Below are 13,343 nucleotides of genomic sequence, written 5' to 3' on the forward strand. Positions count from 1 at the left end.
ACGTGCTCTGGGCACTGCTGCGCGACAACCGCAGGTTCACCCCGACAGCGCCGATCACCGCCGCCATGGCTTGACACGGTCATTGAGATTCCTTCTTGCTGGTGGCAGGTACATCCACCAGCCTGGCCGGGATATGCGCCGCATCGTGTCGCAATTTCTTGAAAAGCTGGGCGGGTGACCCCGGACCGCTTCTTCGCCCTGATGTTGCTCCTCGAATCGAGGGATGGCGCGACCACGCAGGAGCTTGCCTCGGCGCTCGGGGTTTCCCTCAGGACCATCACCCGGGACCTGAACTGGCTCCGCGACGCCGGTCTTCCGGTGACCGTGCACCGGGGCCGCCTCGGCGGCGTGACCATGCTGCCCGGGTCCGGGCTCGACCTCACGCGGCTCACACCGGGCGAGCGTGACCATCTCTCGCTCATCGGACTGGATGAGAAGCAACGCACGGAGCTCGACGCCTCGGTCGAAAGCCGGCGCGCGCTCGCCAAGATCGCCGCTACCCGGTCAGGTCGAGATCATGAGCTCTTGCCGCTCACCGACGTAGTGCACGTGGACAGCCGTCCCTGGCTCCAGACACGAGCGTCCGGCACGACGCCGGCCTCGCTGATCGGCTCGGTGCGGCGAGGCCACCGGCTACAGATCGAGTACGCCAGCTCACGCGAGTCAGGCCCACGCGACCTGGTCGTGGATCCCTACGGGCTGGTCGCCAAGGCCGGCACCTGGTATCTCGTCGCCGACTGTGCCCGGGTGCCACGGATGTACCGGCTCGAACGGATCACGACGTGGAAAGAGGTCGACCGGCCACGACGGATCCGCGAGGACCAGACCCTGGCCACCGTCGCCGCAGCGCTCGTCGATCAGTGGGAACGCGACCACGCGATAGAGGTCAGCGCCACCATCGACCAGACCCAGATCGAGCGAGCGCAACGGATCTTCGGCCGACGACTCGTCCGGGATGACCAGGAAGAGTCCGTCACCGGCCACAAGGTGACAATTCGCTTCCTGCATCTGGAGGACGTGCGAGCATTGCTGCCGTTCGGGAACGCCATCACCGTGCACGGCCCCGCCGAGGCCAGGGCTCACCTGCGTGCCCTCGCGGCCGACCTTGCCCGCCACTATGCGTCGTCGCCGACGTCCTGACCAGCAACATCTAGTGGTTCTCCGCGCACTGTCGGCCGAGCCTGCAGGCAGGAGGTGCCGCCGCACAGCGGCCGCACCCTGGTGTCGAGTCAGCAGCTGGAAATCTGATGCGTGGTGATCACTTAGACTCCCCGCCATGCTGAGCGCGAACGTGGACGAGAAGCTGCGCGAACTTGCCGGTGACCCGAAGTTTCCGCACCGGGACGCCGCGCGGCACGCACTGCGGTTCCGGGAGTCCGGTGACGTGGCTGACCTGGTCGCCATCGCCGACGATCCGCACGGCTGCGAGACCACCGACATGCTCTTCGCGATGGCAGGTCAGAAGCAGCCGTGGTTGAACTGGGTGCCGATGCCGCAGGAGTCTGTCATCAACATCCTCCGGGGCATCGCCCGCGACCGGGCGGCGGGGAAGAACGTCACCGTCGCCGAGTTGGGCATCTCCGGCCCGGAGCCGCCCAGCGCGATCGCCGCGTTCCTGCGGGTGGCCGGGCCGGCCCCGGTCGGCATCGCGAACTTCGGCACGCCTGACCCGCGGGTCCCCTTGCGTCCGGGCCGGTACGCCGTCTGGCGCTACCAGGGCGAGACGGCCCAGCCCGCGGTGGAACCGCCGTCCGCCGAGGCCGTCCGCGTGTTGTACGCGGTCGGCGCCGAACCGTGGCCGTCCCCGCTCGCCGGCTACGCGCGGGCCGCGCCGCTCGGTGACCTGCCGCTGAACGATCTGCTCGGCCTGCTCGTGCACCCGCCGCGGCCGCCGGACGTCCAGCGGTACCGGATCCTGGCGGATTCCGATCCGGCGTACTGGTACCGGCTGCTGCAGCCGTGGGTCTGCCTGGGCATCCTGCACCATCGAACGGATGAGCCGTGGGCGTCGTCGGTCCGGCGGCAGGTGCTGATCGACCTTGCCTTCGGAGTCGAGGACTGGGCCTGCGACGCGGCGCTGTTCGCGCTGGTCACGGCCGCCTACCGGGAGCCGGCGTTGCGGGACGAGGTGCGGGTTCTGGTCCGCGACCGGCTGGTCGCGGCGACGAAGGCTCCGCGGCCGGTGACCATCTGGACGTCGCTGGCGCAACTGATGTTGATCACGCCGGGGCTGCTCGACGGCGAAAGGTCTCTGGCCACGACGGTCCTCGAACGCAACGCCGACGACGACGACGAGCCGGAACCCGAGCAGGTCCCGGCACGCCCGGAGCCGGTCCAGGAGAACGGAGCGAGTTCGGCTCGGGAACGTCGGTGGCCTCGTTGGCTTTGGGGCCGACGCTGATCAAGTTGACCGATTCGTGACCTGCGGTTTGCGGCCGGCTTTCGCGTGGCTATGGCTTCGATATGCCTAGGCCGCCACGTAGTCCTTGAACACGTGGACTCCGTCGTGGGCTCCGCTGTCGTTCGACCGGTTCGTACTGAAGTACAGCTTGCCGTCGCTGATTCCGACACCTTCGATCTCGAAGAACGTGTACGCCGAGGAGGTAATCCGGAAGGAGAGGTCGCTGGCTGCGGGTGCGGTGCCGGTCGTCGTCGGCGACACGCCGCGGTAGACGAGCACGATGCTGCGGTTGTCCTTGGTCAGCGGGTTGTAGACGACCTGGCTGGCCGTGTCGTAGTAGAACCCCTGGTTCGAGAAGGTGTCCAGGTCCGGCACCGTGGCGCCGTTGACCAGAGCACCGTCGACCTGCAGGTCGAACGCCTTGGTCAGGGCGATGGTCCCGGAGTCCGCGCGCAGCGGGAGACTGCCGTTGTAGACCGTCCGGCCACTCTTGAACATGAAGGTGATCGTGGTGCTGCTGACCGAGACCCTGCTGATCCCGGATGGTGCCGCCGTGGCGCCGTTGAGATTCAGCTCGTACGACCCGGCGAAGTAGTACGTGGTGCCGTCGTAGCGGAGCCGCACCAGCTGCGGGCCGCCGCTCGCCTTCATGGTGACGACGAACAGGTGGTGCGCACCGTCGATGTCGACGATCGTCATGTCGTTGCCGTGGCCGAGCCACGGGTTGGTCACGCCGCCGCTGGTGCCGTTGGTCATCAGCACCCGGTCGCCGGTGGCCTTGTTGACGCGGTAGATGACCGAGAGATCGTCCGAACCGGTGCGGTTCTTGATCGAGTAGAGGTAGGTGGACCCGGCGGCGAAACCCTGTGCCCCGGTGCAGCCGTTCGTATCGGGAGTGTCAGCTATGTCGGTGTAGGTGTTGTAGTAAGCGGCCAGGGCCGGACTTTCCGTCAGAGCCACCACACCCGCGATCACCGGGGCCATAATCACCAGCCGCCTGCCAACCCGCATGCTGTCCTCCTGGATCCTTTGTCGACCTTGGACTCCTCCATCCAAGATCGTCGAAGAAGCAGGTTATTGCGCGACGACCGGCGCGGTCAACGCCGCGACGCGACCCATCGGAAGCATCAAGATCGCGTTGCGGTCTGCGCGATGCCCTCTTGCCGCAGTTCCATGGTGGAGGACTGGTCGGCGGCTCGGTGGAACCTGATTTCCAGGTCGAGTCCTGGATGCCGGTAGTGGCCGCTCGGGAGCCGCAGCAGAAGGGCTGGCGGCTGGCCGGCGGCGGTGAGCGTGAGTCGGCCGTCGGCGGCGGTGATGTCGATGGGACAGTTGTCTTGCAGGAGGTAGCGGCCCGTCACGTCACCCGGTGGTGGGGCTTTGACGTCGGTGGCGTACTGCCGGTCCGTGGCGACAAGGATGCTGGTCAGCACCTCCCTTGCGTCTTCGGTATTGGTCATCACGGCGACTGCAGTGCCGGCTTCGGGCCAGGCGAATGAGAAGCAGCTGTAGCCCACGTTGCCGCCGCTGTGCCCGAACCGCCGAGTGCCGGTGGAGTCGTCGATTTCGGTGCCCAGGCCGTAGCTGCCGTCGGGCAGCGGTGGGGTCAGCATCTGCGTGGCCAGGTTCTGATCGAGCAGCTCCGATTTTCCGGAGGCCGCGAGGGCGATCTCCAGGTCGAGCCGTAGCAGGTCGGTGGGTGTGCTCCACAGTCCCGCGCCGGCCATCTCCGGGATCGTGCGCCAGCCGCCGGTGAGCGCGGTTCCGGCGGCGTGATGGCCCACCGCCGCCAGCTGCCGCCGCTGGTGTGGAAACCGCTGGTCGAAGCTGCTGTCGGCCATCGCCACCGGGTCCAGCACCAGGGCACGCATGAGTTCCTCGAACCGGGAGCCGGTCACATCCACCATCAGTTGCTGCAGCACGGCGTAGTGGCTGCCTGAGTACCGGAACCGGCTACCCGGCAGCAGACTGGACCGCACCAGCGGGGTGTTCGCCGGGGCGTCGCCCCGCAGGGTCTGGATCAGGGACGGCAGGGGTTCGTCCGCGCCGTAGCCGCGGAACCAGTTGTAGGACAGCCCGGCCGTGTGCGCCAGCAGCTGGCGCAACGTCACGTTTGGGCGCCAGCCCTCGCGGGCCGGCAATCGCCACGAGGTCAGATATTCGTGGATGTCGGTGTCCAGATCGAGTACGCCGTCGGCGACCAGTCGCAACGCGCCGAACGCTGTGACGTGCTTGCTGATCGAACAGGCCTGGAATGCAGTGTGGACGTTGACCGGGGTGGGCTCGGCGGCGCCTGTGGTGCCGAATCCGGCCGCCCAAACCGGCCCGTCCTCACGACCGACCGCGATGCTGATCCCCGGCACCCGGTAGGTGTCCATCAGGTCAGGCAGAGTCGCCACGTCCGGCGACGGCAGACCCGAAGCCGCGTGGCGATCCAGTCGGTCCAGCAGTTGGGACCAGTTCCGAGCGAATTCCGCGTCCGTCATGAACATCGAGCCTTCCCCCGGTCTCGCCGGTCCGCTCATATGCCATCGCTAGCGCCGCCGACCTGTCAACCGGTCGGAGGCCAGCCGGCCGAAAGCGACCGCGCGAGATGCGGGATGCCGCTGTCCGTCAGTGTCCAGCATGTCCGACACCACGATGCACGCCAGCGACCACATCCCGGCCGTCGACCACGTCGAAGGTCAGCTGATCATGCCGTTCTACATCATCTGCGACGTGTCCGGATCGATGTACGGGGACATGAAGGACCTCAACGCGGCGCTCAACCAGCTGCGCAGCGACATCATGAGCGATCCGGTCGTCAATGACCTGACCATGCTCAGCGTCATCACGTTCCAGTCGAGCGCGCAGACGGTGGTGCCGCTGGGCGCGCCCAGCGAGATCAACCTGCCGGCCCTCAGCGCGGGCGGTGGCACCAACTACGGCGCCGCCTTCCGGGAATACCACCGGGCGTTCGAGGCCGACCGCGCCCGGCTCAAGGCTGAGGGCAAGAAGGTGTACCGGCCGTGCGTGTTCTTCCTCAGCGACGGTGCCCCGGGCGACCGTGACTACCTGCAGACGTTCCGCTCCCTGCTCGCGTACGACCCGCAGGCCAAGACCGGGAACAAGGCGTTCCCGTACGTCGTGACCTTCGGTTTCCGCGACGCACCGCAGGAGGTCATGCAGCAGCTGGCCTATCCGGACTTCGGCGGCACCCGCGGCCGCTGGTTCGTCTCCCGCAGCAGCAACGTGGGTGAGCTGCTCAAGTCGATGACCGCCGCGATCGGCAACACCGTGATCAGCTCGGGGCAGAGCGCGTCGACCGGCAACGCGATGATCGTCAAGCCGGCCATGGAGGATTCGTCGAACACCCAGTTCGGCGAGGCCGGTGACCATGTCTGAGGTCGTCGACTGGTCCGGGGCGCCGGCGGTCGGGGTGGGCGGTCGTGCCGCGGCCGAACTCCCGGCCGGCCGGCCTCCCGGCACCCCCGACTCCGCTGACCACGAGCTGAGCGCGTGCGCGTTCCCGGGCGTCCAGGTCCGCGCGGCGAGCGTGCGTGGTCTGCTGCACCGGTACCGCGACCAGCCCCGGCAGGACCGGTACTCACTGCTGCACGATGTGGACAGCGACACCCTGGTGGTCACGGTGTGCGACGGGGTGGGCAGCCTTCCCCGCTCGCAGGAGGCCGCCGCCTACGTCACCCGGCACATGCCCCACGAGTACCTGGCGTCCGGCAGCTGGGCGACCGCGGTCAAGCAGGTCAACGATGGGCTCGCCCGGTACGCGGCCCGGAGGCTGGACCGCGCCGTGGCGGCCGGCGAGGACCCGGAGCAGCACGGGATGGCGACGACCTTCGTCGGCATGGCGATCCCGCTCGGCGGTGACCGGGCCGCCTCCATCGCCTGGACCGACGACAGCTCGGTCTGGCACCTGGACGAGGGTCGCTGGACGAACCTGACGGCCGGCTCGGGGGACACCGGCGAGGAGACACACCGGGTCAGCGTCCGCGCGCTGCCGCATCGCGAGCCCCGGTGCCGTACGGCCGAGGTGCCGACCGGCCGGGGCGCGTTCTTCGTCGTCACCGACGGGGTCGGCGTCCCCCTGGGGGACGCGGCGGAGGTACGCGACACGCTCGCCGGCTGGTGGACCACGCCGCCGGACGTGTTCACGTTCGGCAGTCAGGTGGCGTTCGCGCGCAAGAGCCACCTCGACGACCGCACCGCCGTCGGCATCTGGTACTCCGTGGAGGCCTGAGCTCATGTCCGTCGACTTCGACCGGCTCGGACCGATGAAGAGGATCGCCTCGGGTGGCGCCGGCACGGTGTACCGGCTGGACGGCTTTCAGCTGCCTGGTTACTCGGGCGCGCTGGCGTTCAAGGACGTCCACCCGGTCCCGCAGCTCACCGACGCCCAGCGGGCGGAGGCGCTCCGATCGATGGTGTCCGCCGTAGCCATCCGCGATGCGATGGCGGCGGGCGATCAGGCGGCCCTCGACCGGTACACCGTCTGGCCGCTGGCCACGGTGGAACGACGTGGTGCGACGGTGGGGATCGTCATGCCGCTGCTGACGGACGACTTCTTCGTGACCGCCACGCCCTCGGGGGCTCCGAGCAAGCGGTTGGTGTTCGAGTTCTCCTATCTGAGCACGTCGGACAACTTCATGCGGAACCTCGGCATCGACCGGACCCCGATGAACGATCCGCTGGTCCGGCTGTCGCTGAACGCGCAGCTGACCTTCGCGATCGCGCTGCTGCACAAGCACGGCATGGTGTACGGCGACCTGAGCCTGAAGAACGCGGCCGTGGCGGCGAACCCGCCCCGGCTGAAGCTGCTCGACTGTGACGCCGCGGCGTCGCTCAGCGATCACGCCCGCAAGCAGATGCACTCGCCGAACTTCAAGCCGCCCGAGATCGCGAACCGCAGCCAGCAGCTGCAGGACCTCGAGACCGACGTCTACAAGCTCGGGCTCTGCATCCTGCGGTCGCTGGTCACCGGCCCCGGCGTCACGCAGCTCACCGACGCCAAGGAGCTGGCCCGGACGAACGCCCTGGACGCGACCGGCGTCGATCTGGTCACCCGGGCGGTGTCCGACGTGCGTACCGCCCGGCCGACCGCGAAGGACCTCTGCCTCTACCTGGAGCGGACCGTCCTCGCGCAGGCGAATCCGCCGCGGATCCGGGCGGCCGCGCTCGACCGGGACGCGATGCCTCGCGGCACCGACGTCGTCGTCACCTGGTCCGTGGACGGCGCCACCAGCCTGCGCATCCTCGGCCCGAACGGCCTGGTCGTGGACATCGACAAGCCGGACGGCTTCGCGCGCGGCTATTCGATCACCCCGGCCGGGTCCGGCCCGGTCGTCGTCGAGGCCATCAACCGGTACGGCTCCGAGCAGCTGGAGGCCGGCTACCTCTCGCTGTACGACCTGCCGCCCATCCCCGAGCCATCGTTGCCCCGGGTGAACGTCCCGCCGGTGCCCGCCGTACGCATACCCGCCGTGCTGTCGGCCCTGCCGGCGCGGCCGCTCGTCACCACCGCGGCCCATCCCGTGCCCCGCCTCGACGCGCCGGCGCTGACGCCGTTGCTCGCCGAGATCAGCCCGATCCTGCCGGGCGACGCCTTCCTCGCGCCCGGGCGCAACGCCGCCGGGCACTTCCGTGACGCGCAGCACGAGGCCAGCGCGCAGATCGCGGACCTGATCACCGAGACGCTGGCCTCGGCGACCGCGACGGTACGCGCGGCCGCGTCCACCGCCACCAGAGGAAGCAGACCGTGATGACGTGGGGAATCGTAGGCACCCGTCTGGCCCAGCTCGGAGGAGCCGACCCTCGGCTGCTGCCGAAGGTGCCGGCGGCCAAGGGCAAGTTCATCCAGATGGGCCTGGTGCTGATCTCCACCGCCGGACTGGCCGTGCTGTCGATGTCGTTCGCGCTGATCGACGCCCTGAAGGCGCCGTGGTTTATCGCCGTGTTGCTCGGCTTCGCCTGGGGCTTCGTGATCCTCAACCTGGACCGGCTGCTGATCCAGAACCTCAGGTCCAACGGCGGGGCCTGGCAGACGATCATGATGATCCTGCCGCGGCTCGCCATCGCCGCCCTTCTCGGTCTGGTGATCGCGACGCCGCTCGTGGTCCGGGTGTTCCAGAGCGAGATCATCGCCAACGTGAACGAGGCGAACGCCCAGGCCGCCAACACCCTCGGCGCGACCCGGGCGGAGAGCCCCGAGTCCAAACGGCTGGCCCAGGTCAACGCGAAGATCACCACTGACGAGGGCATCATGGCCGGCAACGTGCCCGGACTGACCTCGCCGAACGTGCAGACCGCCGGCAACGCGTTGAAGCAGGCCGAGACCGCGCTCGTCGCGAAGCGCACCGCGGCCCAGAACGCGTACGACCAGATGATCTGCGAGCGTGATGGGGTCCGGTGCCACGGGGCCAGCGGCAAGAAGGGCAAGGGCGAACGCTACGACTCGCTCAAGCGTCTCTACGACATCGCCGCCGCCGACCTCGCCACCGCCCAGGAGTCCCGCGACAACGCGCAGAAGGCGCTGGACGCCGCCAACAAGTCGGCCGTGCAATCCAACCAGCAGAGCCTGAACACCGCCCAGCAGCAGGCGAAGACCGAGCTGCCCGGCCTCTACACCGAGCGTCAGCAGTTGCAGCAGAAGATCGCCGCGCTCACCGCGGACGACAGCAAGGTGGTCGGCGCCGACACCGGCATGCTGGCCCGGATCGAGGCTCTGCACCGGATCGGCCAGGAGAACAGCTCGGCGAAGTGGGCGCACTACGCGGTGGCCGCCCTGCTCTTCATGATCGAGCTGCTGCCGGTCATGGTGAAGCTCCTGACCAGCATCGGGCCGCCGTCGCTCTACGACCGGATCAGCGTGCTCGACGACAACTCGACCATCGACGAGGCGACCCGCCGGCGGCACGAGGAGCGGCGCCGGATCGAGCGGGAGTCCAAGAAGCAACGGGAGATCGAGGAAGACATGCAGGCGCGGGAGAAGAAGCTCGGCGTCCGCGGCAATGCGCACGTCGAGAAGGAGATGGAGAAGATCCTCGACGTCGCCCTGGCCGACTGGAGCCGGCAGGTGCAGCGCACGCTGCACAACCGGAACGGCAACGGGTCGTCGAACGGTGCCGGCCACCCCGGCCCGATCCCGGCCCAGCCGCCGACGCATACGTCCAGGTCGCCGTACAACCTGCCGCCGACGAGCACGCTGTGAGTGCGCCGCAGCGGCGTACCTGGGCCGGTTTCGTGCTGGCGATCGTGCCGGTCGACGACCTCGAGGTGGATCTACGGCCGCTGTGCCAGGCGGCGGCGCGCAGAGTGGCCGGCGATCCGGCGCTGGCCGAGACGGTGGAGATCGGACTGACCCGGGAGGTCAACGGCGAGACCGCCGACGAACCGATGGCAGTGGCCCGGGTTCTGGCCAAGATGGGCTTGCGGGACGGTGAGCCGCTAGCTCCGACGATGGTGTTCAGTGTTCTGGTGGTCGGTGCCCGGCTGGACCGGGCGAACTGGATCGCGAACGGCCTGGCCGAGACGCGGATCGGGAAGCAGTTCCGGATTCACCAGTTCGCCCGTTCCACCGTGGACGCCGACCTGACCGTCGCCGACGTGCTGGACACGCTCGAGGTTCTCCGCGCCCAGCATGAGCGATGGCCGGACGATGCGCTCTCCGCGGAGGACTTCCGGACGCTGATGGCCCCTCGTCCGGCCCCGGCCCCGACCCCGACCCCGACCCCGGCCCCGGCGCCTGCCCTGTCGTCTTCGTCTTCGACCCCGGTCGTCGAGCACGTGCCGGAGGAGCCGGCGAACACGGCGCGCACCTTCTGGAGCAACACCGTCGGGCGGGTCCGCTCGATCCTGCCGCAACCTCCGCCCACCCAGCGCGAATCGATGGACCGGCTGGCGGACCGGCCGGGCGGCGTCGCGCTCGTCTACTTCGTCCTCGCGCCCGACCTGTCGCCGGTGTCCCGGACGGTCCGTAACCGCCGCCGGGACCTAGTCGTGGAGATCGACGCCGCATTCGGCCGGCTGCTCGTGGCCGGCCTGCCGTTCCAGGTGTCGGTTCTGGCCGGGGATCGGCCGCGTGGTGCCGTCGTGCCCGCAGGCGGACCGGGCGGACCGGACGTGCCCAAGGTGGAGGTCGGCCACTTCGACCTCGCGGCCCGGGTTGAACAGCTGCTGGCGGCGCGCGAGCGGGACATCGCCTCGCTGCGCCGGCGGGGCACGACGGTGACCCGCACTGACGTCGTGCTCATCTCCACCCACGCCCCGCTGGCTGACATCGACGCGGTCGAGCGGTTTCGCGAGCTGTGCGACGAGGCCCGGGTGAGCTGGATTCTCCTGGACGTCGACGTCGACCTCTTGTCCGAGGAGTTCGAGGCGGCCGGCGCGGAGATCTTCGAGGACCACCCCGACGTGATCAACGCGCTGATGACCGCGGCGGTCGGCACCGGCCGACCGGACGAGGAGCCGTTGCCGCTCGACGCGGATTGACCGCCTCCCGGCAACGAGAGACCCGGCCGGAGTCGGCCGGGTCTCGCCGGTGACGCGTCAGGGTTTCGGGAACTGCACGCTCGGCTTGCCCCGCATGTAGTCGCCCACCGTGTTCCAGACCGCCGGGTTGACCGTCGCGTGGTCCATGTGCTGGTTGGTGCCGGGCCAGTCGGTGTCGGCGAGGTAGCCGGCCACCACGATCGAGGTGGTGCCGACGATCAGGGCGGCGGTCTTGGAGCTGTCGGTCGTGCCGGTCTTGCCGAAGACCGGATGCCCGACGACGCCCCGGGCCTGCGGCGCGGTGCCGGTGCCGCCGCAGCTGCCGGACTGGGCCGAGTCTCCGACCGGGCAGCGGGCCGCGTCGAGGGCCTCCCGGGCGACCTCGGTCGACACCACCCGTTGGCAGCTCGCCGTGCCGACGTCGATCTTCGCGCCCTGCTGGTCGTAGATCTGCTTGATCGGCGTCGGCGAGCAGTATTTGCCGTCGGCGGCCAGGGTGGCGTACGCGTTGGCCAGGTCGAGAGGCGTGGACTCGGAGACGCCCAGGGTGAACGCGCCCCACTGCTCGGCGTTGCCCGGCTTGGCCAGCTTCGCGTCGTTCGAGGCGCGGAACTGGATCCCGAAATCCTCGGCGGTCTGGACGACGTTCTGCGCGCCGACCTCTTCCTCGAGCGGCACGAAGTACGTGTTCACCGAGTGCCCGAACGCCGACCACATGTTGTACGTGCCGGCCTCGCTCTCACCCGCGTTGCCCGGGCAGTAGTAGGGCGTGCCGGGGCAGGCGGCCGGGCTGCCCGGCTCGACGATGTAGTGCGTCTTCGCCACCACGCCCGCGTTTATCGTCTTGGTCAGCGGAATGCCCTGCTTGAGCGCGGTGACCATGGTGAACATCTTGAAGGTCGAGCCGGCCTGGTAGCCGTCGACGTCGCCACCGCCGCTGATGATCGGGTTGGTGGTGTTGGGGTACGTGCCCTTGAGATGCCGGGCGGCCTTCCCCGGGTCCGAGGAGATGTGGTTCTTCGACTGATCCAGGCTGTAGGTGCGGTTCGCCGCGAGTGCCATCACCTGGCCGGTGCCGGGCTGCACCGCCGCCAGCATGAGGGCGTCCTTGTTGTTCTTGCTGATCTGCTGGTCGATCCGCTTGTACGCGGCACTCGTGGCCTTGAGATCCATGCTCGTGACGATGTGGTAGCCGGCGGTGTTCAGCAGTTCCTGCCGGTCGTACGTCGTCTTTCCGAACGCCTGCTGCTGGAGCCACCACCGGGTGAAGTAGTCGCAGAAGAAGCCCCACTGCTTGTTGTTCACCGAGACGCAGCCGTTGCCGACCTTCTTGACCTGCTGCGGGATCTTCTCCTTGAGCGCGGCCTGCTCCTGCGCCGGGGTGATCGCGCCGGTGGTCACCATGCCGTCGAGAACGTACTGCCGGCGCGCGACCGCCTGCGGATAGCCGGTCTTCGTGGTCGGGTCGAAGCCGCTGGGCGCCTTGACCATGCCGGCCAGCAGTGCCGCCTGCGCGACGTCCAGGTCCTTCGGGTTCTTGTTGAAGTAGATCCGGCTGGCCGCGTAGATGCCGTACGCACCGTTGCCGAAGGGCGCGATGTTCAGATAGCCCTCCAGGATCTGCTTCTTGGTCATCTTCTTCTCGAGCTGAAGGGCGTCCTTCATCTCGGTGATCTTGCGAGTCGGGGTGTCCTGCGCCGCGGCGACGACGTCCTTCGGATCGCTCGCGGAGTATTCCAGCTTCATCCGGACGAGCTGCATCGTCAGCGTCGAGGCGCCCTGCTTGTTGCCGCCGCTGGAGTCGCTGACGAAGGCGCGGACGGTGCCCTTGAGGTCGACGCCGTTGTGGTGATAAAAGTCGCGGTCCTCGGCGGCGACGATGGCGTTCTGGACGTTGATCGAGATCTGCGACAACGGCACCTCACTGCGGTACTCGTCGTACATCACCGCGATCTGCGTCTTGCCGTCGGACGCGTAGATGCGGCCGATCTGCGGCTCGTTGAAATCTGTCAGCTTGGTGGGCAGCGCCGCGTACGCACTGCCGCCGGCCTTGGCGGTGAGGCCGGACAGCGCCGCGGCCGGGAACGCCGCGGCCGCTACCACCAATCCGGCGAGTAACCCGCAAACCAGCAAGGCTGCCGAGTTGGTGAAGACGTTGTGATCATGCCGACGGAACCAAGAAGCCACCGCGGAAGGGTACGGGATGGGAACGTGAAGTTCCTGTGGGGTTCTCTGATTCGAACATCGGCGAATCGCCGCCGGGGTGGCAGCCGACCCGGAGCCGCATAGGCCCGCCGCCATCGAGTGGCGGCGGGCCTCGGGCCGGAGGAGTCGGTCACGCATCAGCCGGTCAGCCGGTGATCACTTTCTGGTCGGTGTCCTCGCGGCCGGCGATGGTGACCTTGCGGGGCTTGGCCTTCTCGGCGATCGGGATCCGGAGCACGAGTACGCCGTTGGC

10 protein-coding genes are annotated in these 13,343 nt (G+C 68.7%); 7 read left to right on the top strand and 3 right to left on the bottom strand.

The features are described from left to right. Positions 1–174: 174 nt before the first annotated feature. Positions 175–1,140 (top strand): WYL domain-containing protein, encoded by a 966-nt coding sequence (locus AB0M88_RS50370; RefSeq protein ID WP_364114955.1) that lies wholly within the window; start codon positions 175–177, stop codon positions 1,138–1,140. A 136-nt stretch (positions 1,141–1,276) separates the two neighbouring features. Beyond that, on the top strand, positions 1,277–2,401 hold the full coding sequence (locus tag AB0M88_RS50375) for a hypothetical protein (protein ID WP_364114957.1): 1,125 nt from the start codon (positions 1,277–1,279) through the stop codon (positions 2,399–2,401). 66 nt (positions 2,402–2,467) lie between these two features. Here AB0M88_RS50375 and AB0M88_RS50380 read toward each other — a convergent pair whose 3' ends face one another. Together AB0M88_RS50380 and AB0M88_RS50385 are read right to left on the bottom strand one after the other, a co-directional pair. Next, positions 2,468–3,412, bottom strand: a complete 945-nt coding sequence (locus tag AB0M88_RS50380) for a hypothetical protein (protein ID WP_364114959.1) — start codon at positions 3,410–3,412, stop codon at positions 2,468–2,470. Positions 3,413–3,528: 116 nt separating this feature from the next. Then, positions 3,529–4,800, bottom strand: a complete 1,272-nt coding sequence (locus AB0M88_RS50385; RefSeq protein ID WP_364114961.1) for a serine hydrolase domain-containing protein — start codon at positions 4,798–4,800, stop codon at positions 3,529–3,531. Positions 4,801–5,026: 226 nt separating this feature from the next. On the opposite strand from AB0M88_RS50385, the gene AB0M88_RS50390 reads away from it, so the two are divergent. From AB0M88_RS50390 to AB0M88_RS50410, 5 genes are read left to right on the top strand one after another with little or no spacing between them, the layout of a single operon-like run. After that, complete coding sequence (locus AB0M88_RS50390) at positions 5,027–5,785, top strand: VWA domain-containing protein (RefSeq protein ID WP_364114963.1); 759 nt, start codon at positions 5,027–5,029, stop codon at positions 5,783–5,785. Next, positions 5,778–6,638 (top strand): protein phosphatase 2C domain-containing protein, encoded by an 861-nt coding sequence (locus AB0M88_RS50395; RefSeq protein WP_364114965.1) that lies wholly within the window; start codon positions 5,778–5,780, stop codon positions 6,636–6,638. The genes AB0M88_RS50390 and AB0M88_RS50395 overlap by 8 nt, the downstream gene beginning before the upstream one ends. Positions 6,639–6,642: 4 nt before the next feature. Further along, positions 6,643–8,157 (top strand): hypothetical protein, encoded by a 1,515-nt coding sequence (locus AB0M88_RS50400; protein ID WP_364114967.1) that lies wholly within the window; start codon positions 6,643–6,645, stop codon positions 8,155–8,157. Continuing rightward, positions 8,157–9,605 carry a DUF4407 domain-containing protein gene (locus AB0M88_RS50405; RefSeq protein ID WP_364114969.1) on the top strand — a complete coding sequence of 483 codons (1,449 nt, stop codon included), beginning with the start codon at positions 8,157–8,159 and terminating at the stop codon, positions 9,603–9,605. The genes AB0M88_RS50400 and AB0M88_RS50405 overlap by 1 nt, the downstream gene beginning before the upstream one ends. Continuing rightward, positions 9,602–10,885, top strand: a complete 1,284-nt coding sequence (locus AB0M88_RS50410) for a hypothetical protein (RefSeq protein WP_364114971.1) — start codon at positions 9,602–9,604, stop codon at positions 10,883–10,885. Before AB0M88_RS50405 ends, AB0M88_RS50410 begins: the two co-directional genes overlap by 4 nt. Before the next feature lie 57 nt (positions 10,886–10,942). Here the strand turns inward: AB0M88_RS50410 and AB0M88_RS50415 are convergent, their stop codons facing one another. Beyond that, positions 10,943–13,072, bottom strand: a complete 2,130-nt coding sequence (locus AB0M88_RS50415; protein WP_364114973.1) for a transglycosylase domain-containing protein — start codon at positions 13,070–13,072, stop codon at positions 10,943–10,945. Between the last annotated feature and the right edge of the window lie 271 nt (positions 13,073–13,343).

The sequence above is a fragment of the Actinoplanes sp. NPDC051411 genome (genome assembly GCF_040682075.1).
Classification (GTDB): Bacteria; Actinomycetota; Actinomycetes; order Mycobacteriales; family Micromonosporaceae; genus Actinoplanes.